The sequence below is a fragment of the Ureibacillus sp. FSL W7-1570 genome, from assembly GCF_038593265.1.
In the GTDB taxonomy this organism is placed as follows: domain Bacteria; phylum Bacillota; class Bacilli; order Bacillales_A; family Planococcaceae; genus Ureibacillus; species Ureibacillus suwonensis.
On record NZ_CP151979.1, the window covers coordinates 2,271,006 to 2,294,683 of the forward strand.

21 protein-coding genes and 2 other annotated features are annotated in these 23,678 nt (G+C 42.1%); all 21 genes read right to left on the reverse strand.

Going from position 1 to position 23,678, the window contains the following annotated elements; genetic code table 11:
- Positions 1–23: 23 nt before the first annotated feature.
- The 21 genes from NST13_RS11450 to cysS all read right to left on the reverse strand — a co-directional run bounded on the left by NST13_RS11450 (position 24) and on the right by cysS (position 23,278).
- Positions 24–2,204 (reverse strand): malate synthase G, encoded by a 2,181-nt coding sequence (locus NST13_RS11450; protein ID WP_342580637.1) that lies wholly within the window; start codon positions 2,202–2,204, stop codon positions 24–26.
- 204 nt (positions 2,205–2,408) lie between these two features.
- Entirely contained in the window at positions 2,409–3,596 is a 1,188-nt protein-coding gene (gene tuf, locus NST13_RS11455) for an elongation factor Tu (RefSeq protein ID WP_342470854.1), read from the reverse strand.
- Between the two features lie 125 nt (positions 3,597–3,721).
- Positions 3,722–5,797 (reverse strand): elongation factor G, encoded by a 2,076-nt coding sequence (fusA, locus tag NST13_RS11460; protein ID WP_342580638.1) that lies wholly within the window; start codon positions 5,795–5,797, stop codon positions 3,722–3,724.
- Positions 5,798–5,882: 85 nt separating this feature from the next.
- Positions 5,883–6,353, reverse strand: coding sequence for a 30S ribosomal protein S7 (rpsG, locus tag NST13_RS11465; protein WP_342470852.1), 471 nt, complete (start codon positions 6,351–6,353; stop codon positions 5,883–5,885).
- Positions 6,354–6,395: 42 nt separating this feature from the next.
- Positions 6,396–6,815, reverse strand: a complete 420-nt coding sequence (gene rpsL / locus NST13_RS11470) for a 30S ribosomal protein S12 (protein ID WP_208651254.1) — start codon at positions 6,813–6,815, stop codon at positions 6,396–6,398.
- Positions 6,816–6,910: 95 nt separating this feature from the next.
- The gene (locus NST13_RS11475; RefSeq protein WP_342470851.1) at positions 6,911–7,162 is read right to left on the reverse strand and encodes a 50S ribosomal protein L7ae-like protein; all 252 of its coding nucleotides are present in this window, start codon (positions 7,160–7,162) and stop codon (positions 6,911–6,913) included.
- 235 nt (positions 7,163–7,397) lie between these two features.
- Positions 7,398–11,087 (reverse strand): DNA-directed RNA polymerase subunit beta', encoded by a 3,690-nt coding sequence (gene rpoC / locus NST13_RS11480; RefSeq protein WP_342580639.1) that lies wholly within the window; start codon positions 11,085–11,087, stop codon positions 7,398–7,400.
- A 94-nt stretch (positions 11,088–11,181) separates the two neighbouring features.
- Positions 11,182–14,742, reverse strand: a complete 3,561-nt coding sequence (rpoB, locus tag NST13_RS11485; RefSeq protein ID WP_342580640.1) for a DNA-directed RNA polymerase subunit beta — start codon at positions 14,740–14,742, stop codon at positions 11,182–11,184.
- Between the two features lie 244 nt (positions 14,743–14,986).
- Positions 14,987–15,586 carry a class I SAM-dependent methyltransferase gene (locus NST13_RS11490; protein WP_342580641.1) on the reverse strand — a complete coding sequence of 200 codons (600 nt, stop codon included), beginning with the start codon at positions 15,584–15,586 and terminating at the stop codon, positions 14,987–14,989.
- 88 nt (positions 15,587–15,674) lie between these two features.
- The gene (gene rplL / locus NST13_RS11495) at positions 15,675–16,040 is read right to left on the reverse strand and encodes a 50S ribosomal protein L7/L12 (protein ID WP_342470847.1); all 366 of its coding nucleotides are present in this window, start codon (positions 16,038–16,040) and stop codon (positions 15,675–15,677) included.
- Between the two features lie 72 nt (positions 16,041–16,112).
- Positions 16,113–16,613, reverse strand: a complete 501-nt coding sequence (rplJ, locus tag NST13_RS11500) for a 50S ribosomal protein L10 (protein WP_342470846.1) — start codon at positions 16,611–16,613, stop codon at positions 16,113–16,115.
- 31 nt (positions 16,614–16,644) lie between these two features.
- Positions 16,645–16,782, reverse strand: a sequence feature (ribosomal protein L10 leader region).
- A 71-nt stretch (positions 16,783–16,853) separates the two neighbouring features.
- Positions 16,854–17,552, reverse strand: a complete 699-nt coding sequence (gene rplA, locus NST13_RS11505; protein ID WP_342470845.1) for a 50S ribosomal protein L1 — start codon at positions 17,550–17,552, stop codon at positions 16,854–16,856.
- Between the two features lie 108 nt (positions 17,553–17,660).
- Positions 17,661–18,086 (reverse strand): 50S ribosomal protein L11, encoded by a 426-nt coding sequence (gene rplK, locus NST13_RS11510; RefSeq protein ID WP_208651246.1) that lies wholly within the window; start codon positions 18,084–18,086, stop codon positions 17,661–17,663.
- Between the two features lie 246 nt (positions 18,087–18,332).
- Positions 18,333–18,869, reverse strand: a complete 537-nt coding sequence (gene nusG / locus NST13_RS11515; protein ID WP_342470844.1) for a transcription termination/antitermination protein NusG — start codon at positions 18,867–18,869, stop codon at positions 18,333–18,335.
- Between the two features lie 156 nt (positions 18,870–19,025).
- Positions 19,026–19,211 (reverse strand): preprotein translocase subunit SecE, encoded by a 186-nt coding sequence (gene secE / locus NST13_RS11520; protein WP_342470843.1) that lies wholly within the window; start codon positions 19,209–19,211, stop codon positions 19,026–19,028.
- A 44-nt stretch (positions 19,212–19,255) separates the two neighbouring features.
- Positions 19,256–19,399, reverse strand: coding sequence for a 50S ribosomal protein L33 (gene rpmG, locus NST13_RS11525; RefSeq protein ID WP_342470842.1), 144 nt, complete (start codon positions 19,397–19,399; stop codon positions 19,256–19,258).
- Between the two features lie 81 nt (positions 19,400–19,480).
- Positions 19,481–20,128, reverse strand: coding sequence for an RNA polymerase sporulation sigma factor SigH (gene sigH / locus NST13_RS11530; RefSeq protein ID WP_342470841.1), 648 nt, complete (start codon positions 20,126–20,128; stop codon positions 19,481–19,483).
- Positions 20,129–20,198: 70 nt separating this feature from the next.
- Complete coding sequence (locus NST13_RS11535; RefSeq protein ID WP_342470840.1) at positions 20,199–20,711, reverse strand: NYN domain-containing protein; 513 nt, start codon at positions 20,709–20,711, stop codon at positions 20,199–20,201.
- Between the two features lie 2 nt (positions 20,712–20,713).
- On the reverse strand, positions 20,714–21,463 hold the full coding sequence (rlmB, locus tag NST13_RS11540) for a 23S rRNA (guanosine(2251)-2'-O)-methyltransferase RlmB (RefSeq protein ID WP_342470839.1): 750 nt from the start codon (positions 21,461–21,463) through the stop codon (positions 20,714–20,716).
- Positions 21,460–21,873 carry a Mini-ribonuclease 3 gene (locus NST13_RS11545; protein WP_342470838.1) on the reverse strand — a complete coding sequence of 138 codons (414 nt, stop codon included), beginning with the start codon at positions 21,871–21,873 and terminating at the stop codon, positions 21,460–21,462. Before NST13_RS11545 ends, rlmB begins: the two co-directional genes overlap by 4 nt.
- A gap of 1 nt (position 21,874) precedes the next feature.
- Positions 21,875–23,278 carry a cysteine--tRNA ligase gene (gene cysS, locus NST13_RS11550; protein WP_342580642.1) on the reverse strand — a complete coding sequence of 468 codons (1,404 nt, stop codon included), beginning with the start codon at positions 23,276–23,278 and terminating at the stop codon, positions 21,875–21,877.
- A 164-nt stretch (positions 23,279–23,442) separates the two neighbouring features.
- Positions 23,443–23,659, reverse strand: a binding site (T-box leader).
- Positions 23,660–23,678 lie beyond the last annotated feature (19 nt).

Here is a 23,678-nt window from a genome sequence, read left to right on the forward strand (position 1 = left end):
AAGGAAGACATGTCTCTTATTTTTTAATTGGCACTTACTACGCCATATTTTTGTTTTGCTTCAAGACGGCGTTTATGAAGGATTGGTTCAGTGTAACCGTTTGGCTGTTCATATCCTTTGAAGACAAGGTCGCAAGCTGCTTGGAAACCAACAGAATCTTCAAAGTTTGGAGCCATTGGACGGTAGTTTGGATCTCCTTCATTTTGTTTATCAACGACTACGGCCATGCGTTTTAGTGTTTCATACACTTGTTCTTTTGTCACAATGCCATGGTGCAGCCAGTTGGCGATATGTTGGCTGGAAATGCGGAGTGTTGCCCGGTCTTCCATTAAGCCGATGTTGTTGATGTCAGGCACTTTGGAACATCCAACGCCTTGCTCAACCCAACGGATTACATATCCTAAAATTCCTTGGCAGTTATTGTCCAACTCTTCTTGAATTTCTTCTGGGCTCCAGTTTGGATTTTTCTCTACAGGAATTTGTAAAATGTCATCTTGTAAATCTTCGAAATCTGTAATGCCTTTTTGTACTTCTTTTACGTTTACTAGGTGATAGTGGATTGAGTGTAATGTGGCAGCTGTTGGCGATGGCACCCAAGCCGTGTTGGCACCCGCTTTTGGATGGGCGATTTTTTGTTCAAGCATTGCCGCCATCAAGTCAGGCATAGCCCACATTCCTTTACCGATTTGGGCATGGCCTTGCAAACCGCATTGTAATCCGACAAATACATTGGATTTTTCGTAAGCATTCAACCAAACGGATGATTTCATTTCGTTTTTGCGGATCATTGGGCCGGCTTCCATTGATGTATGGATTTCATCGCCTGTTCTGTCCAAGAATCCAGTATTGATGAAGATGATGCGTTCTTTCACTTCATTGATGCAGTTTTTCAAGTTCAATGATGTACGGCGCTCTTCATCCATGACACCCACTTTCAATGTGTAGCGTTCAAGACCCAGCAAATCTTCAATGCGGCCAAATAATTTGTTTGTGAATGCCACTTCTTTTGAACCGTGCATTTTCGGTTTTACGATGTAAATGGACCCTTTTTTGGAGTTTTTGTATTTTGACTTGCCGATAATATCAAGTTTCGCAATTAGGCTTGTAATCACGCCATCCATAATTCCTTCAGGGATTTCTTCCCCGTTTTTATCCAAGATGGCATTCGTCGTCATTAAGTGACCTACATTGCGGACAAACATTAACGAACGGCCTGGTAGGGTAAATTCATTTCCATTCAAATCTTTATAGGCACGGTCAGGATTTAGTGTACGAGTCAACGTTTTTGAACCTTTTTCAAAAGTTGCGGTTAAATCGCCACGAACTAATCCCAACCAGTTGCTGTATACTAGCACTTTGTCTTCCGCATCAACGGCTGCAACAGAGTCTTCGCAGTCCATAATTGTTGTAATAGCTGCTTCCAAAACGATATCTTTGATGCCTGCAGGATCGTCTTTACCAACAGGATGATTGCGATCGATTTGAATTTCGATATGCAAGTCATTGTTTTTTAACAGAACCGCAGTCGGCTCTTCCGGAGAACCAGTATACCCCGCCGCTTTTGACTCATCCGCAAGGCCTGTTTGGTTGCCGTTTGAAAGAGTCACAACAAGTTTGCCATTTTCAATCGCATATTTTACGGCATCCGCATGGGAAGCGTCTTTTAATGGAACCGCTTGATCCAAAAATTTCTTCGAATATTCGATTACTTTTTGGCCGCGTACCGGGTTGTAGCTGCTTCCTTTTTCCGCTCCATCTTCTTCACTGATGGCATCTGTTCCATATAATGCATCGTAAAGGCTTCCCCAACGGGCATTCGCTGCGTTTAGTGCGTAACGTCCGTTGCTCACCGGCACTACTAATTGAGGACCCGCTTGAACAGCCACTTCATCATCAACATTTTCCGTTGTCACTTCAAAGTCTTCCACTTTTGGCTCAATGTAGCCGATTTCTTCCAAAAACTTTTTATATTTGTCAAAATCAAAGTTTCCCCGATTTTCTTTATGCCAATTATGAATTGCTTCTTCCAATTCTCTCCGTTTTTCAAGAAGCGCCTTGTTTTCTGGAGCCAAGTCATGAATGATTTGGTCGAATCCTGCCCAGAATTCATCTTTGTCAACTTCCGCTTCAGGCAGAACCTCATTTACAAAATCATATAAAATTTTTTCAACTTGTAAGTTTCCTACTTGTACGTAATTTGCCATTCACCGCATCCCCCTCGAGTTTTTGACAATCTATTTTTTGAAGATTTCTTAATCTTCTTAATTTAATTATAATAGTAAAACATTGCATAAATGAAATACATATTTTGAATAAGCAATATTCACTTTATCTATAGAATCGCAAAAAAATAACCATCTTGTAGAAAATCTACAAGATGGTTGAAATTGTAAGCTATTTCACTTCAATTATTTAATGATTTCAGATACAGAACCTGCACCTACTGTACGTCCACCTTCGCGGATAGAGAATTTAGTACCTTCTTCAATCGCGATAGGAGAGATCAATTCTACAGTCATTTCAACGTTGTCGCCAGGCATAACCATTTCTACGCCTTCTGGTAATGTGATTACGCCAGTAACGTCTGTTGTACGGAAGTAGAATTGTGGACGGTAGTTAGAGAAGAATGGAGTATGACGTCCACCTTCTTCTTTTGATAATACGTACACTTGTGCTTTGAAAGCAGTGTGTGGTGTGATTGAACCTGGTTTCGCTAATACTTGACCACGTTGTACTTCGTCACGAGAGATACCGCGAAGAAGTGCACCGATGTTGTCACCAGCTTCTGCATAGTCAAGTAATTTACGGAACATTTCGATACCAGTTACAGTTGTTTTTGTTGGTTCGTCAGCAAGACCGATGATTTCTACTTCGTCACCAACTTTAAGTTGACCGCGTTCTACACGACCAGTTGCAACTGTACCACGACCAGTGATAGAGAATACGTCTTCTACTGGCATCATGAATGGTTTATCAACTTCACGTTGTGGAGTTGGAATGTATTCGTCAACTGCATCCATTAATTCGATGATTTTTGCTTCCCATTCAGGATCTCCTTCAAGAGCTTTAAGAGCAGAACCTTTGATTACAGGTACTTCATCACCTGGGAAATCATATTCTGAAAGTAAGTCGCGAACTTCCATTTCTACTAATTCTAATAATTCTGGATCGTCTACCATATCACATTTGTTTAAGAATACTACTAAGTATGGCACACCTACTTGGCGAGAAAGAAGGATGTGTTCACGAGTTTGTGGCATTGGACCGTCAGCAGCAGATACTACTAGGATACCGCCGTCCATTTGAGCCGCACCAGTGATCATGTTTTTAACGTAGTCAGCGTGTCCTGGGCAGTCTACGTGTGCATAGTGGCGTTTGTCTGTTTCATATTCAACGTGAGAAGTGTTGATTGTGATACCACGTTCTTTTTCTTCTGGTGCGTTGTCGATTTGGTCGTAAGATTTAGCTTCACCACCAATTTTTTTCGCAAGAACTGTTGCGATAGCAGCAGTTAAAGTAGTTTTACCGTGGTCAACGTGACCGATTGTACCAATGTTAACGTGTGGTTTTGAACGATCGAATTTTTCTTTAGCCATTAGAGAAAGCCTCCTATTACTAGTATTTTTTTATATTTTACAACTGCTGACAAGAAATTGTTTCCTTGTCATACAATCATAGCTTACAAATTATTTATACTTGATAAAAGGTGAGATTTCAATTATTATTCACCTTTATTTTTTTTGATGATTTCTTCTGCAATGGATTTTGGCACTTCTTCGTAATGGTCAAATACCATTGAGAATACACCGCGTCCTTGAGTTGCGGAACGTAGTGTAGTCGCATATCCGAACATCTCTGCTAGTGGCACCATCGCACGAACCACTTGTGCGTTACCGCGGGCTTCCATACCTTCAACGCGACCGCGACGGGCAGTTACGTGACCCATGATATCACCAAGATATTCTTCAGGAACTACAACTTCCACTTTCATTACTGGCTCAAGTAATACAGGGTTACATTTTTGAGCTGCATTTTTCAATGCCATAGATGCAGCGATTTTGAACGCCATTTCACTGGAGTCCACATCGTGGTATGAACCATCGAATAATTTTGCTTTGATGTCGATAAGAGGGTATCCGGCAAGAACACCGTTTTCCATAGCGTCTTTTAATCCTGCTTCAACAGCTGGAATATATTCGCGAGGAACTACCCCACCGACGATAGCGTTTTCGAATTCGAAACCTTTTCCTTCTTCGTTTGGAGAGAATTCGATCCAAACGTGACCGTATTGACCGCGACCACCAGATTGGCGAACGAATTTACCTTCAACTTGAGCAGTCGTACGGAATGTTTCACGATATGAAACTTGAGGAGCACCAACGTTTGCTTCCACTTTGAATTCGCGTTTTAGACGGTCAACGATGATGTCAAGGTGAAGCTCACCCATACCGGAGATGATTGTTTGACCAGTTTCTTGGTCTGTATGCGCACGGAATGTTGGGTCTTCCTCTTGAAGTTTACCAAGCGCTGTACTCATTTTATCTTGGTCTGCTTTAGATTTTGGTTCAATAGCAACTGAGATAACTGGCTCTGGGAATTCCATTGATTCCAAGATAACAGGATTTTTATCGTCGCAAAGCGTGTCACCAGTTACTGTGTCTTTTAAACCAACTGCAGCTGCGATATCTCCTGCAAATACTTTTGAAATTTCTTCACGGTGATTTGCGTGCATTTGAAGGAGACGTCCGATACGTTCGCGTTTATTTTTTGTAGAGTTTAGAACGTATGAACCAGATTCCAATATACCTGAGTACACACGGAAGAATGTTAATTTACCAACATATGGGTCAGTCATAACTTTGAACGCTAATGCTGAGAATGGCTCATCATCGCTAGTATGGCGTTCTACTTCTTCACCATCAGGTGTAGTACCTTTAATTGAAGGAATATCTACTGGTGAAGGCAAGTAATCAACTACTGCATCAAGCATTAATTGAACACCTTTGTTTTTGAACGCACTACCGCAAAGAACTGGATAGAATTCTACTGCGATTGTCGCTTTACGAATAGCCGCTTTCAACTCTTCAACAGTGATTTCTTCACCAGCGAAGTATTTTTCCATTAATTCTTCGTCTAGTTCAGCAACAGCTTCAATGAGTTTTTCACGGTATTCTTCAGCTTGTGCTTGGTATTCTTCTGGAATTTCACCTACTTGGATATCAGTTCCAAGGTCGTTTGTGTAGAAATAAGCTTTCATTTCAACCAAATCGATAATTGCAGAGAATTGATCTTCTGCACCGATTGGTAATTGAACTGGGTGTGCATTCGCTTGCAAGCGATCACGAAGAGTACTTACTGAATATAAAAAGTCGGCACCGATTTTATCCATTTTGTTAACAAATACGATACGTGGAACGCCGTATGTTGTTGCTTGGCGCCATACTGTTTCAGTTTGTGGCTCAACGCCGGATTGAGCATCAAGTACTGTTACCGCACCGTCAAGTACACGCAAAGAACGTTCAACTTCCACAGTGAAGTCTACGTGTCCTGGTGTGTCGATAATGTTAATGCGATGGCCTTTCCACTGAGCTGTTGTCGCAGCAGAAGTGATTGTAATACCACGTTCTTGCTCTTGCTCCATCCAGTCCATTTGAGAGGCACCTTCGTGAGTTTCACCAATTTTGTGAATCTTACCAGTGTAATAAAGGATCCGCTCAGTTGTTGTTGTTTTACCAGCATCAATATGAGCCATAATCCCAATATTACGTGTATTCTCTAGGGAGAATTCGCGTTTCATAGGGAATTGTCTCCTTCCATATTGGGTTTAGACTTAATAATATGTTTAAATTTTGTACTAGCATAGAGCTAGTACAAAATTCAGATTACCAACGATAGTGTGCAAATGCTTTGTTTGCTTCTGCCATTTTGTGCATATCTTCGCGTTTTTTCACTGCAGCACCTGTATTGTTTGCAGCATCCAAAATTTCATTCGCTAAGCGCTCTTCCATTGTTTTTTCACCGCGAAGACGCGCATAGTTCACTAGATAGCGAAGACCTAAAGTGATACGACGGTCTGGGCGAACTTCAACCGGTACTTGATAGTTGGAACCACCAACACGGCGAGCACGTACCTCAAGAACTGGCATTACGTTATTTAATGCTTCTTCGAACACTTCCAGTGGATCTTTACCTGTACGTTCTCTAACGATGTCAAACGCACCGTAAAGAATTCTTTGGGCAGTACCTTTTTTACCATCGATCATGATTTTATTGATTAAACGTGTCACTAATTTTGAATTGTAAAGTGGATCTGGTAACACGTCGCGTTTTGGAACAGGACCTTTACGTGGCATGTGTTTTCCTCCTTTCGATGAATGTGATTGTATCTATTTTAATTATTTTTTCTCTTTTGGTTTTTTCGTACCGTATAGAGAACGGGATTGTTTACGATCAGTTACACCTGCAGTGTCAAGAGCACCACGGATGATATGATAACGTACCCCTGGTAAGTCTTTTACACGTCCACCACGGATTAATACAACGCTGTGTTCTTGAAGGTTATGACCTTCACCTGGAATGTAAGCTGTAACTTCGATTTGGTTTGTTAAGCGAACACGGGCATATTTACGTAACGCAGAGTTTGGTTTTTTCGGTGTCATTGTACCAACACGTGTACATACTCCGCGTTTTTGTGGTGAATTAACGTTAGTAAGAGATTTTTTGAAGCTATTGTAACCTTTGTTTAACGCAGGTGATTTAGATTTAGTAATTTTAGATTTACGAGGTTTGCGCACTAATTGGTTAATTGTAGGCATCTGTTTTTTCCTCCCTTCATTTCATCTTTTAATTCCACACATCCAGGTGGTTCATTTTTAGGGTAAAAACAAAGCTTTTGTGTTTTTCACAAAAACTAATCCGCAGCAATTGCAACAACGGCAGCTCCAACTTGGATTCCGCACGCTTTGCCTAGCTCTTTTCTCGATTGCACATAATCGACCGGAATTCCGTATTCTTCCGCAAGAGCGATAACGGGTTGAGTCACTCGTTCTTCTGCATCTTGTGCGACGATAATCTCTTTGGCTCGGCCAGCCTTTATTGCTTTTACTGCTTGCTTTGTTCCTATGATTGTTTTAGTTGCCTGTTTTACTTTTTCATAAGACATTTACATATCCTCCGAAGTAGAAACAGTTGCTATCAACCCTAAGTATATTATCATTATCATTTCAATCTGTCAATTCATTTTTTATGTGGGTGATAAAAATAATTTCTAACATTATTTATATTTAGTTAATCCAGCAGAAGGATCCTGTCCGCCGCTATTCTCTATAAGCGGCAGTGGCCTTCCGCTGGATAACCGGATACTCAAATTAGGGATTTGACAGCCCGTTCATTGCCGATCATTCGACGGATGTCATTTCTTCCTGTGCATCCACCGGATCTTCTTTGATTTTTATTTGACGGTATCTTTGCATACCAGTACCTGCTGGGACAAGTTTACCCAAGATGACGTTTTCCTTGAGTCCGAGCAATGGATCCCGTTTGCCCTTGATTGCGGCATCCGTTAACACGCGAGTTGTTTCTTGGAAGGATGCAGCTGACAAGAATGATTCTGTTTCAAGAGATGCTTTTGTAATACCGAGAATCACTGGGCGGCAAGTTGCAGGAATTTTTCCACTCATAATCGCTTCTCTGTTCGCGTCTGTAAATTGATGAACATCAAGAAGCGTTCCAGGAAGCAGTTCTGTATCTCCCGCTTCGATGACACGCACTTTTCGAAGCATTTGGCGAACCATTACTTCGATGTGTTTGTCGCCGATTTCCACCCCTTGCATACGGTATACTTTTTGAACTTCTTTTAACAGATATTCTTGAACTGTGGCCACGTCTTTTACTTTCAACAATTGTTTTGGATCGATTGAACCGTCTGTAAGCACTTGGCCAGGTTCCACTTCATCTCCAACCGCTACTTTCAAGCGTGCATTATACGGCGCTTGATATTTGCGGGTTTCAATTTCGCCGACAACGGTAATTTCTCTTAAACCATCGCGACTTTCTTCAATGTCTGTGACGATACCACGAATTTCAGAAATAATCGCTTGCCCTTTTGGATTGCGGGCTTCAAAGATTTCTTGGATACGTGGAAGACCTTGCGTGATGTCGTTACCGGCAACCCCACCAGTGTGGAATGTACGCATCGTTAATTGGGTACCTGGTTCACCAATGGATTGGGCTGCAATAATACCGACCGCTTCACCCACTTCAACTTCTTCACCAGTCGCCAAGTTAATGCCGTAGCATTTTTTACATACACCATGTCTTGTATTGCATGTAAAGGCTGAACGAATTGTCACTTTTTCAATGCCGGCTTCCACAATTTTTCTAGCGATATCTTGTGTGATAAGTTTGTCACGTTCTACAAGCACTTCTCCCGTTTCAGGATGACGTACTGTTTTCTTCGCGTATCGTCCAATAATACGTTCTTCCAATGATTCGATGACTTCTGTTCCATCCATTAATGCGCCAATTGTTAATCCACGGTCTGTACCGCAATCTTCTTCGCGGATAATTACGTCTTGGGCTACGTCCACGAGACGACGAGTCAAATATCCGGAGTCCGCTGTTTTTAACGCTGTATCGGCAAGACCTTTACGGGCACCGTGCGTCGAAATGAAGTATTCCAATACGCTCAAACCTTCACGGAAGGAAGATTTGATTGGAAGTTCGATAATTCGACCGGCCGGGTTGGCCATCAGACCACGCATACCGGCAAGCTGAGTAAAGTTCGATGCGTTACCACGGGCACCGGAGTCACTCATCATGAAGATTGGGTTCAATTTTGGCAAGGAGTCCATCAATTTAGATTGAATTTCGTCTTTCGCTTCAGACCAACTTGAAATCACTCGGTCATATCGTTCTTCTTCCGTGATTAAACCACGGCGGAATTGTTGCATAACTTTATCCACTTTTTTCTGAGCTTTATCCAAGATTTCTTTCTTTTCTGGCAATACGAGGATATCAGCGATACTTACCGTAATACCAGCACGTGTTGAATATTTAAATCCTAAGTCTTTCAAGCGGTCAAGCATTTTGGATGTTTCCGTGATATGGAAACGTTTGAACACTTCCGCGATAATGCTTCCCAAGAATTTTTTACGGAAAGGTGTAATGAGTTCTTGATCTTCGATATATTTTTTCAATACCGCTTTCCGTTGATATTCGATTTTTTCTTTTTCGGAAAGTTGGTTGTATTCTTCGGAAGCTTCCAGTTCTTTCAACATTTCATCGTCAATTTTCAAGTCGACGAAATATTTGTCTGGTGTTGCCACTTCCAAGTTGTAAGATGTTGGTTCGTTAATGTATGGGAATGATTCTGGCAAAATTTCATTGAAAATGATTTTACCAACAGTCGTGATTAAGAATTTTTTATTTTGTTCTTCCGTGAACGTTTTGTTGTTTAGAGAGCCTGCTTTAACGGCAATCCGGCTGTGCAGGTGCACATTTCCGTTTTGGTAAGCAATCAACACTTCATCCGGGCTGGAGAATACGGAACCTTCTCCACGGGCGCCTTTACGTTCAAGTGTTAGATAGTAGTTTCCTAATACCATGTCTTGGGATGGTGTTACAACTGGCTTACCGTCTTTTGGATTCAGGATGTTTTGTGCCGCAAGCATTAAGAGACGCGCTTCCGCTTGAGCTTCCGCTGATAATGGCACGTGTACGGCCATTTGGTCACCGTCGAAGTCTGCGTTATAAGCTGTACATACAAGTGGATGCAAGCGGATCGCACGGCCTTCAACCAACGTTGGTTCGAACGCTTGGATTCCCAATCTGTGAAGGGTTGGGGCACGGTTTAAAAGTACCGGATGTTCTTTGATTACATCTTCCAATACATCCCATACTTCATTGTGCATGCGCTCAATTTTGCGTTTTGCGCTTTTTATATTGTGAGCCAATCCTCTTTCAACAAGCTCTTTCATAACAAATGGTTTGAACAATTCGATCGCCATTTCTTTTGGCAGACCGCATTGATACATTTTCAAGTTTGGACCTACGACAATAACGGAACGTCCTGAGTAGTCAACACGCTTACCAAGCAAGTTTTGGCGGAAACGGCCTTGTTTCCCTTTTAACATGTGGGATAAAGATTTTAATGGTCTGTTACCAGGACCTGTTACAGGACGGCCTCTGCGTCCGTTGTCAATCAATGCATCCACCGCTTCTTGCAACATACGTTTTTCGTTTTGGACGATGATGCTTGGAGCACCTAAATCAAGTAGTCGTTTTAGACGATTGTTACGGTTAATCACACGGCGATATAAATCGTTCAAGTCGGATGTAGCGAATCGTCCACCATCGAGTTGCACCATTGGCCGAAGTTCAGGCGGAATAACCGGAAGAACTTCCAACACCATCCATTCCGGTCTGTTTCCGGAACTGCGGAAAGATTCGATGACTTCAAGGCGTTTGATGGCACGAGTACGGCGTTGGCCTTGAGCGGTTTTCAATTCTTCTTTTAATTTATTTGCTTCTTCTTCCAAATCAATTTGTTCCAGGAGCTTTTTAATTGCTTCCGCTCCCATTCCGGCTTCAAAGCTGTTGCCGAATTTTTCACGATATGCACGGTATTCTTTTTCAGACAATAACTGTTTCTTTTCAAGTGTTGTGGCACCTGGATCGATCACTACATAAGATGCAAAATAAATAACTTCTTCCAAAGCTCTAGGCGACATGTCAAGAATGAGGCCCATACGGCTTGGAATTCCTTTGAAATACCAGATGTGGGAAACCGGCGCAGCAAGTTCAATGTGTCCCATGCGTTCACGGCGAACTTTCGCACGTGTTACTTCTACACCGCATCGGTCACAAACGACACCTTTATAACGAACGCGTTTATATTTTCCACAGTGGCATTCCCAGTCTTTTGTCGGACCAAAGATGCGTTCGCAGAAAAGACCGTCTTTTTCAGGTTTTAATGTACGATAGTTAATTGTTTCAGGTTTTTTTACTTCTCCATAGGACCAAGAACGGATTTTATCCGGTGAAGCCAAACCAATTTTCATAAATTCAAATTCATTTACGTCAACCAAGGAGCCTACCTCCCTTAATAAGTCCTTTTGGCATTCCTATTTTAATCAAAACCGTAAAGTTTTAATGGGGCAGGACAATTCCTGCCCGCATGCATTATTTTTGTGTTTCAACAGGTTTTTCTTCTTTAGCCGGCAAGATATTGAGAGCATCAGCTGGTTGCAGATCATCATCTTCATCCATATCTCTCAATTCAATTTCTTCTTCATCGACCGTGAGCATTTTCACGTCTAACCCGAGAGATTGAAGTTCTTTGATCAACACTTTGAAGCTTTCAGGCACGCCCGGTTCCGGAACGCTTTCTCCTTTTACAATCGCTTCATATGTTTTTACGCGACCTACCACGTCATCAGATTTGATTGTTAGCAATTCTTGTAGTGTATAGGCTGCACCGTATGCTTCAAGCGCCCAAACTTCCATCTCACCAAAACGTTGCCCACCGAATTGCGCTTTACCGCCAAGTGGTTGTTGCGTTACAAGAGAGTATGGACCTGTTGAACGGGCATGAAGTTTATCATCAACCATGTGAGCCAATTTAATCATGTACATGATACCGACAGATACCCGGTTATCGAATGGTTCGCCGGTACGTCCATCATAAAGGATTGTCTTACCATCCCGAGCCAATCCCGCTTCTTCCATTGTGCTCCAAACGTCTTCTTCGTTTGCTCCGTCAAATACAGGCGTTGCCATGTATTCGCCCAATCTGCGGGCAGCCATACCTAAGTGAAGTTCCAACACTTGTCCGATGTTCATACGAGATGGCACGCCCAATGGGTTCAACATGATGTCAACCGCAGTTCCGTCCGGCAAGAACGGCATATCTTCTTCAGGTAAAATGCGGGAAATAACCCCTTTGTTACCGTGGCGTCCGGCCATTTTATCCCCGACGCGGATTTTCCGTTTTTGCACAATGTAAACACGCACGAGTTGGTTAACGCCTGGTGGCAATTCATCTCCGTCTTCGCGGTTGAATACTTTTACATCAAGAACGATTCCTCCAGCACCGTGCGGTACACGCAATGATGTATCACGGACTTCACGGGCTTTTTCACCGAAAATTGCATGTAACAAACGTTCTTCGGCAGTAAGTTCAGTAACTCCTTTTGGCGTCACTTTACCAACCAGGATATCGCCATCGCGGACTTCCGCACCAATGCGGACAATACCGCGATCATCAAGATTGCGGAGCGCATCTTCACCCACGTTTGGAATATCGCGTGTAATTTCTTCAGGTCCCAATTTTGTATCGCGGGCTTCAGATTCATATTCTTCAATATGAATGGAAGTATAGACATCGTCTTTCACAAGACGTTCGTTCATAATAATCGCGTCTTCGTAGTTGAAACCTTCCCAAGTCATGAAAGCAACAAGGACGTTGCGGCCTAAAGCGAGTTCACCTTTATCCATGGAAGGTCCGTCAGCCAAAATATCTTTTGGTTTTACGCGATCTCCAACTTTCACGATTGGACGTTGGTTGATGCATGTACCGTGGTTGGAACGTTGGAATTTTTGAAGTTTATAAACATCCAATTCGCCTTTTACTTCTTTGCCGTCTTTGATTTCAATGCGGCGAACACGGATTTCACGGGATTCAACATGTTCCACGATACCGTCATATTTGTTGACTACCGCAGCTCCAGAGTCACGGGCAGCTACATATTCCATTCCTGTTCCCACATAAGGGGCCTCAGGCTGAATTAAAGGCACTGCTTGACGCTGCATGTTTGCACCCATCAACGCACGGTTGGAGTCGTCGTTTTCCAGGAACGGGATACATGCTGTCGCAGCAGATACGACTTGTTTAGGTGATACGTCCATGTAGTCAACCAATTCTCTTTTGAAAACTGTATTGTCCCCACGGAAACGACCTAAAACTTCTTCTTTGGCAAATGTACCGTCTGGATTTAATGGTGAGTTTGCTTGAGCCACGATATAGTTGTCTTCCTCATCGGCTGTCAAGTAATCAATCTGATCTGTTACTCGCCCAGTTTCAGGGTCGACTCTGCGGTATGGAGTTTCGATAAAACCAAATTTATTCACTTTCGCATAAGTTGATAGCGAGTTGATCAATCCGATGTTCGGACCCTCTGGCGTTTCAATTGGACACATGCGGCCATAGTGGGAATAGTGAACGTCACGCACTTCCATACCGGCACGTTCTCTTGTCAAACCGCCTGGTCCCAAAGCGGAAAGACGGCGTTTATGCGTCAATTCTGCCAATGGGTTTGTTTGATCCATGAATTGCGATAATTGAGAGCTCCCGAAGAACTCTTTAATCGCGGCAATGACAGGACGGATATTGATCAACTGTTGCGGTACGATGGAAGCTGTGTCGTTGATAGACATGCGTTCACGTACAACCCGTTCCATACGGGATAATCCAATACGGAATTGGTTTTGCAACAGCTCACCAACAGAGCGTAAACGGCGGTTACCTAAATGGTCGATATCGTCAACATTTCCTACACCGTACAGCAAGTTGAAGAAGTAGGATAGTGCGGCAATGATATCGGCCGGCGTCAAATGTTTCACTTCTTCTTCAACGTTCGCGTTGGAAATTACATTGATGACTTTACCGTCTTCATCATTAGGAGCATATATCTTAATGGATTGGACTGTAACGTCTCCATCCAATACACCACCTGCTTGGGATAAAGTACGGAATCCGACACCTTTTTCCAGGTAAGGAAGAATTTTATCCAATGTGCGTCGGTCGATAATTGTATCTTTTTCAACGATGATTTCTCCTGTTTCAGGATCGACCAATGTTTCTGCAATTTTTTGATTGAACAAACGGTTTTTAATATGAAGTTTTTTGTTCATTTTATAGCGACCAACGGCTGCCAAATCATATCGTTTCGCATCAAAGAAACGGGAATACAGCAAGCTTTTTGCGCTGTCAACAGTCGGTGGTTCGCCTGGACGAAGGCGTTCGTAAATTTCGATCAACGCCTTTTCCGTGCTGTCTGTATTGTCTTTTTCAAGCGTATTACGCAAATATTCATTATCACCGAGAATATCAATGATTTCTTGATCGGAACCGAATCCTAACGCTCTTAATAAAACGGTAGCAGGCAATTTACGAGTGCGGTCGATGCGGACATAGACAATATCTTTTGCGTCCGTTTCAAATTCCAACCATGCACCACGGTTTGGAATGACTGTTGCACCGAATCCTTTTTTGCCGTTTTTGTCCGTTTTATCATGGTAATATACGCTTGGTGAACGTACCAATTGTGATACGATAACACGTTCGGCGCCATTGATAATAAATGTTCCTGTTTCTGTCATTAATGGGAAGTCACCCATAAAAACATCTTGTTCTTTTACTTCATCAGTTTCTTTGTTATGAAGACGTACCTTCACGCGCAATGGAGCAGCATAAGTTACATCACGTTCCTTGCATTCATCGACATCATATTTTGGTTCGCCCAATGAAAAATCGATGAATTCAAGAGAAAGATTACCTGTGAAATCCTCGATTGGAGAAATTTCTTTAAACAATTCAAGCAATCCTTCTTTAAGGAACCAGTCATAAGAGGATGTCTGAATCTCAATCAAATTTGGAAGCTCCAACACCTCTTTAATGCGCGCAAAGCTTCTACGCTGGCGGTGTCGTCCGTACTGAACTAGTTGACCTGTCAACTTATTCACCCCTCAATAAAGCGATAATAGGTCTTTGCAAAATCAAATAAATGGTGTATGATTTTCCAAAGACAAAAAGAAAACGAGACTTTTCTAAAACCTCATTTTCGATTAAACTTAATTTATCCACGGCAAGTATACCCACTTAGAAATCATTGCATACAAAAGGACATACTCCCAAAAAATAATATTTTTGCATTTTATTATGTTATCATAGCCAATTTGTCAAGTCAATATTTTATGGTCATTCCATTTACTTTTCAGCTTTGATAATCCAATAGCCTTTTTTCTTCTCGACTACTTCCACTGAACGAAACTTTTCTTCCAAATACTTCTGCGTTGATGGTGCGCCTTGTTTTTTCTGGATGACCACCCAAAGCTCTCCGCCGTCGCTCAAATGGTGGAACGCTCCATCATAAATTTTGAAGACCGTTTCTTTGCCCGCACGAATCGGCGGATTTGTTAAAACGGCTGCAACTTTGACCCCTTTATCAATATAAACTCCATCGCTTTCATAGATACGTACATTTTGAATTCCGTTCATTTCCGCATTCTTTTTCGCCAATTCCACTGCTCTTTCATTTATGTCCATCATGAACACTGTGCGGTCAGGGTATTGTTTTGCGATCGCCAACCCGATTGGACCGTAGCCGCAACCCACATCCAATACGGCCCCATCCATGTCCGGCATCTCAAATGTTTCAATCAACAAACGGGACCCAAAATCTACTTCGCCTTTGCTGAATACTCCAGAATCCGTTTCAAATAAAAAAGAATGTCCCAAAAGCGAATAACGCCATTGCTGCGGATTACTCTGTACTTGAGGCTTTTTGGAATAATAATGTTCAGTCATTTCGGCGGCCCCCCTAAAGAAATGAAGAAAAGCTCGCCAAATACGACGAGCTTTTTTATTTTTAGTATAAACAATCCTTAAGCGATTATTACTTAAGTTCGATAGAAGCGCCAACTTCTTCAAGTTTAGCTTTGATTTCTTCTGCTTCTTCTTTAGATACGCCTTCTTTAAGTGGTTTTGGAGCGTTGTCAACTAAGTCTTTAGCTTCTTTTAAGCCAAGGCCAGTGATTTCACGTACAACTTTGATAACTTTGATTTTTTGGTCGCCAGCGTTAGCAAGTACCACATCAAATTCAGTTTTTTCTTCAGCAGCAGCACCTGCAGCAGCGCCACCTACCACTGCTACTGGAGCAGCAGCTGTTACACCGAATTCTTCTTCGATTGCTTTTACTAAATCATTTAATTCAAGAACTGTCATTTCTTTAATAGCTTCAATAATTTGTTCTTTAGTCATTCTTTATTCCTCCTATATTGGTAATTTTGTTAGGCAATTTGCCTGATTTCGAAATAATGGGTTAAGCGATCATTACGCGCCTTGTTCTTCTTTTTGTTCTGCAACCGCTTTTGCAGCAAGAGCGAAGTTGCGGATTGGAGCTTGCAATACAGAAAGCAACATAGAAAGCAAGCCTTCGCGGGATGGAAGGTCGGCAAGAGCTTTCACTTCTTCAACAGAAGCGATGTTACCTTCGATCACACCAGCTTTGATTTCAAGCGCTTCGTTAGTTTTTGCGAAGTTGTTAAGAATTTTTGCTGGCGCTACAACATCCTCGCTTGAGAAAGCGATCGCATTTGGACCTGTTAAGTAATCGTTAAGTCCTTCTAATCCAACTTCTTCAACAGCGCGGCGTGTTAAAGTGTTTTTGTACACTTTGAAATCTACGCCTGCTTCGCGAAGTTGTTTACGCAATTCTGTCACTTGAGCTACGTTCAAACCGCGGTAGTCAACAATCACTACTGAAGCAGCGTTTTTGAATTTATCCGCGATTTCTTGTACTTGCGCTTTTTTGGCTTCAATTGCTTTAGACATTTTGACACCTCCTGTGGATTGGGTCATTCATACCGATAAAACAAAAGCCTCCGTGTAGACACACGAAGGCATAAAACGTCATCATCAAAAGAATCGATTTATGACCTCGGTAGGGAAAGTTTAAGTGCGAATGCACCCCTACTGTCTACGGTACAAATGAGTCGCTATATTTAATTCAGAACATCATCCATAATAATCATGGATAGGATAATTGTCAATAGTTTTATCCTTTTTTATTTATTAGTTAACTACTACGCTTGAAGCATCAACTTTAATGGATGGCCCCATTGTAGTAGTGATGTTTACTGACTTCATGTAAGTACCTTTGGCTGCAGCAGGTTTTGCTTTTTGGATTGCATCAAATACAGCCAAGAAGTTTTCAACCAATTTTTGTGTATCAAAGGAAACTTTACCGATAGGAGCGTGAACGATACCAGCTTTGTCAGCGCGGTATTCCACTTTACCAGCTTTGATATCTGCGATTGCTTTTGCTACATCGAAAGTTACTGTTCCTGTTTTAGGGTTTGGCATTAATCCTTTTGGACCTAATACACGACCAAGTTTACCAACTTCACCCATCATATCAGGTGTAGCTACGATTACATCGAAATCGAACCAACCTTGTTGGATTTTGTTGATATAATCTGAATCGCCTACATAGTCTGCTCCTGCAGCTTCGGCTTCTTTCGCTTTTTCGCCTTTCGCAAACACTAACACGCGTTGAGTTTTACCAGTTCCGTTTGGAAGCACAACTGCTCCACGGATTTGTTGATCGTTTTTACGAGTGTCGATATTTAAGCGGAATGCCACTTCTACTGTCGCATCGAATTTTACATTGCTAGTTTTTTGAGCTAATGCAATTGCTTCTTCAACAGGATACAATTTTGTGCGATCAACTAATTTTAAAAGTTCTTGCATTCTTTTGCTACGTTTTGCCATTGTTTTTTCCTCCTTTGTGGTTTTAGCGGAATTTACCTCCCACGAATAAAGGTTGCGGGTTCTACAGAACTTGCGCAACCTCAGAAACACAACACGATTTAAAAGGGATTAGTCAACGATTTCAATACCCATGCTTCGTGCTGTACCTTCTACCATTCTCATAGCCGCTTCAACAGACGCAGCATTTAAGTCAGGCATTTTAAGTTCTGCGATTTCGCGAACTTTATCGCGTTTAACCGTTGCAACTTTTTTACGATTTGGCTCACCAGAACCTGATTCGATGCCTGCTGCTTTTTTAAGTAATACAGCTGCAGGTGGAGTTTTCGTAATGAAAGTGAATGAACGGTCTTCGAATACTGTAATTTCAACAGGTATAATCAAACCTGCTTGATCAGCAGTACGAGCGTTAAATTCTTTACAGAATCCCATGATGTTTACACCAGCTTGACCTAACGCAGGACCAACCGGTGGAGCCGGATTCGCTTTACCAGCAGGGATTTGAAGTTTAACGATTTTAATTACTTTTTTAGCCACGAGACACACCTCCTTAAAGTCCGTGATGTGGTATATTGGGTTGCCCCTCCCACTCAAATATCCATTTATCAGCCATGCCGATAAAATATCTTTAACTCATTTCTCAGACTGAAAAACTAGTCTGACCTTTGAAATGATACCATTTTTCTTATTATGAAGCAAGCAAAAATGTTACGAAGGGATAAATTATTTGATATTCCAGCCTGTTTCCGGCATGAAACCGGTCAGGATGAACGCTTTGCGCCGTTATACCTTCTGAACTTGTTCAAAATCCAATTCCATTTTTGTTTCCCGTCCAAACATGTCCACAGAAACTTTTACTTTTCCTTTGTCCACATCGATTTCTTCCACGTTTCCTTTGAAGTTCTTGAATGGACCGTCCAACACTTCCACCAAATCGCCGACCGAAATATCCAACTCGCCAATCGCTTTTTTGTGCAAGCCCATGGAACGGAGCAAACGATCCGCTTCTTCCGGGAGTAGTGGTGTCGGTTTCGCGCCGCCGCCTGAAGACCCGATGAATCCTGTCACTCCTGGGGTATTGCGGACAACATACCAGGATTCATCCGTCAAAATCATCTCAACCAATACATAACCAGGGAATACTTTACGCATCACTGTTCGTTTTTTTCCGTCTTTCAAATCCGTTTCTTCGTGTTCAGGGATAATGACCCGGAAAATAAGATCCTGCATTCCCATTGTTTCTACACGCTTTTCGAGATTTGCTTTCACTCGATTTTCATAACCAGAATAAGTATGAACTACATACCATTGTTTTTCCATAATGCCTGTCGGACTCCTCGTCCTTCCCTCCTTTACAAATGCGCATACCCGCTGACGGCTTTTCCGTGTTTAATATTATAATTTACAAAATAAATGAAAAAAACCCGTAGGATAAGGAACGGGCTATTTTCTAAGCTATCGCTTGCTAAAGATTCATTATATATTTAAATACCAGCGGAACAATTCAGAAATCCCCAAATCCACCAGCACAAAATAGAGGGCTACAAAAATGACTGTCGTTACTACAACGATTGTATATTTTGTAAGCTCCTTGCTCTTTGGCCAGCTTGTCTTACGCATTTCTGACATGACTTCTTGCAGAAATTTCTTGATTTTGCCCATTCTCGCGTAACCTCCGAATAACTTATCTATATTCTCTATATCAACTAGCGCGTTTGTTTGTGTAACGTGTGTCGATTGCAGCGTGGACAATACTTTTTGAGCACTATTCTAGTTGCGTTCTCTTTTTCAGGGTAAGTGTAATTCCGCGAACCACACTCTTCACAGCATAAAACGATTTTCTTTGCCACAGGAATAACCTCTATTCTGGCATTTTATCTTTTAAAGACTAACACCAAAAAAACTCGCTGTCAATAATTGCGAACAGAGTTTCAAATAATTTCCCCATTTTCCAAATGGCGCTCCAATTTCCGTTTCACCCTTTGCAAGGCATTATCAATCGACTTGACATGCCGGTTTAATTCTTCGGAGATTTCATTGTAGGATTGTCCATCCAAATATAATGAAAGGACTTGTTGTTCAAGTTCGCTTAATATTTCGCTGATTTTTTCTTCCAAATGGGAATATTCTTCACGGTTGATCATCAGATGCTCCGGATTTTCCGACTCCGCACCTGTGATGACATCCAATAGCGTCCGATCCGACTCCTCATCATAAATGGGTTTGTCGAGCGAAACATAAGAATTGAGCGGAATATGTTTCTGACGCGTTGCCGTTTTTATCGCTGTAATAATTTGGCGCGTAATACATAATTCCGCAAAGGCTTTAAAGGATGTCAGCTTATCCTCTTTAAAATCCCTGACAGCTTTATATAAACCAATCATCCCCTCTTGGACGATGTCTTCCTTATCCGCTCCAATCAAAAAATAAGAACGCGCCTTCGCTTTTACGAACACCCGATATTTATTAATCAAAAAATCCAACGCCTCTGTATTCCCTTGGTGCACCAGTTCAACAAGTTGTTCATCCGTCATCTCTTCAAAGGATTGTGCTGTTTGCGATTGCTCTGTTTTTAGCAACGGCCTCACCCCAGACGTATAAATCGTATTAGGAACAGTATAAATGAGTTGGAAAATACAGGTCAATGAGTTATTTTAAACCTCTTCTCCATTTCTCAAAGGCTAACTCTACTTCTTTCGATAAGGGGATTCTAGATTTCGGTTTTTCTTTCTGCGATGTTTCCACTTTTTTTGATATATTTGATTGGATGATCTCCATCTCGATTTCCAATTCGCGGGCCGATTTTCTCAGCGCGCCATTTCCGAAAATGACGTTTTGTTCCGTCATGTCGGAAGTAGCCACATAGATTTGGACTTTTCTTCCCTTGAGTTCATTGGATAACTTTTCAATCCGTTCATCGGCGGTCTCATTCTTTTTCGTAAATATGACTTCCACCGAATTTTGAACATATGACTTTTCGGCTCCCGAAACGTGATAAGCATCAAAGACGACAATGACGCGCCAGCCCATCACCGCTTGAAATTCGGCCAAAAGCTCGATCAAACGGTTCCTCGCTTCCTCCAAATTGGTGTCTTTTAAAGCGCGCAACGTTTTCCAAGCGCCGATCATATTGTATCCATCAACGATCAAAATGTTTTCCATAACTAACCATTCACTTCTTGCCGTTTTCGGTACACTTCATACATCAACAATGCCGCAGCGACAGAAGCATTCAATGAATTGACATGGCCGACCATTGGCAACGAATAGAGGAAATCGCATTTTTCCTTCAAAAGCCGGCTCATTCCTTTCCCTTCACTTCCAATGATGATAGCCAGGGGCAAGGCAGCATCCATGTTCCGGTAATCGATGCTGCCCTTTGCGTCTGTCCCTGCAATCCAAAGTCCTCTTTCTTTTAATTCATCCACCGTTTGCGCCAAGTTGTTCACTCTGCAAACGGGCACATGTTCAATTGCTCCGGTTGAAGCTTTCGCCACCGTTGCTGTAAGACCTACAGAACGCCTTTTTGGTATTATTATACCATGAACCCCGATCGCATCGGCAGTTCTCATAATCGAACCGAGATTATGGGGATCTTCCAACTCATCTAAAATGATGAAAAATGGATCTTCATTTCTTTCTTTCGCCACTTGAAATAAATCATCAAGTTCCGCATACTTGTATGCAGCAACGGAAGCGACGATTCCCTGATGATTGGCGTTTGACAGTTGATCGATTTTTTTCTTTGGAACAAATTGTACAAATACTCCGCGCTCACGGGCCAAATCGAGCACTTCTTTGATTCCCGATTTTTTCACGCCTTCACTGATCCAAATTTTGTTCATTTCGCGGCCTGAACGAAGTGCTTCCAATACCGGGTTCTTTCCAGCAATAATCTCTCCATTCCCGCTCATTTCGCGACTCCTTTCGTTTCCTCCACAATTTGTATGGCGTAATCAATAATCTTATCGATGCGTTCATATTGTTTCGTTAAGTAAAGAGAACCCAGAATTGCTTCAAATCCTGAACTGTTGCGATACGTTTGGACATCCGTATTTTTCGGAACGGTGCCGGACTTTGCATTGCGGCCCCTTCTAAAGATGGCCAGCTCTTCATCCGTCAAAAAATGTTCTTCGATCATGCGGTGCACAATCATGGATTGGGCTTTGGCGGAAACATATTTTGTCGCTTCGTGGTGCAGCGTATTCGGCTTCATCCGTCCGCTCAACAGCAAATGTTCCCTGATGCGCACCTCCAACACCGCATCCCCCATATAGGCCAGGGCAAGCGCGTTCATTTGATTGACATCTACTAATGGAGCCATATTATGAACCTCGTTTCCAACGGGTACCTTGACGCGTATCTTCCAAAATGATGTTCATCTTCAATAATTGATCCCGGATTTCATCCGCACGTTTGAAATCCCGGTTTTTTCTTGCTATGTTCCGCTCTTCGATTAATTTCTCAATGTCTTCATCCAAAATTTCCGTCTCTTGGGCCAGTTTAATTCCCAATACTTCACTAAGCACATCAAAAGTTTCGATAAATGCTTTCAACACCTTTTCATCGGTATTGATTTCGTTCAAATACGTGTTTGCCGTACGGGCCAGTTCAAATAAAACACTGATTGCGTTGGCCGTATTGAAATCGTCATCCATTTCTTTTTCAAATTCTTTTTTCAATTCATCAATTTTTTCTAAATACTCTTCGCTCTCATCAGCAAGGTTTGTCGTCGATTGCAAACGATGCTGCAGGTTCAAGTACGCTGTGCGCAAGCGTTCCAACCCGCTGCGCGCCGATTCGATCAATTCTTCCGAGAAATTGATTGGATGGCGATAATGAACGGACAACATGAAAAATCTCAATACCTGCGGATCGATTTTTTGGATAATATCATGGACCAATACAAAGTTCCCCAAGGATTTTGACATTTTTTCATTGTCGATATTAATATACCCATTATGCATCCAATAACGGGCGAAAGTTTTTCCGGTATAACTTTCTGATTGGGCAATTTCGTTTTCATGATGCGGGAAAGTCAAATCTTGCCCTCCAGCATGGATGTCAATGGTATCGCCCAAATGCGCCCGGGCCATCACAGAGCATTCGATATGCCAACCAGGCCGCCCTTTTCCCCAAGGGCTCTCCCAGAAGATTTCCCCAGGTTTTGCCGCTTTCCAAAGGGCAAAATCCAGCGGGTCTTCTTTCTTTTCACCCGGTTCAATGCGGGCACCCACTTTTAAATCATCAATAGATTGATGGCTGAGCTTTCCATAGTCTTCAAATTTACGTGTGCGGAAATAGACATCTCCTTGGGACTCGTAAGCATATCCTTTATCAACCAATACTTTTATAAATTCGATGATATCGTTCATATGCTCCGTTACCCGGGGATGCACATCCGCCTTCTTGCAGCCGAGAGCCGTAATATCTTCAAAATAAGCTTTAATGAAACGTTCCGTAAGCCCTGAAACCTCTTCTCCCAATTCATTGGCCGCCTTGATGATTTTGTCGTCCACATCCGTAAAGTTGGAAACGTATTTCACATCATACCCTTTATATTGCAAGTATCTCCGCACTGTATCATACACGATCGCCGGACGGGCATTTCCAATGTGTATATAGTTATAAACGGTCGGACCGCATACGTACATTTTCACCTTTCCTTCTTCGAGAGGAACAAAAGGTTCTTTTTTCCGTGTCAACGTATTGTAAATTTGAATTGCCATGCCAGTCTCTCCTTTACAAAATACCATTTGTTTGTTGAATCATCGAATTTTCCGTACATTTTTCTCCTATTTTTAAATTACCATCTTTTCTATGAAAGAAGCCAATAAATCAAAACATTGGTTTTGGATTATTTAAATAAAAAACGCCTCCATCATATTTCTATGACAGAGACGCCAAAGTCGCGCGGTTCCACTCTGATTGAAAGCATAAACGCTTTCCACTCTGCGGCCTGTAACGGTGACCAGCCGACTTGCCTACTCCATTTCAGCCAAGTGCTCAAAGGTGCATTTCCGTAAAACAGAGGTTTAGGTCACTTTCAGCCAATGGTGACCCTCTCTTTCAAACATATTTTACGTACTTCTCCTTTTCAACGCTTTCGCTTTTATTTAATTATCGACC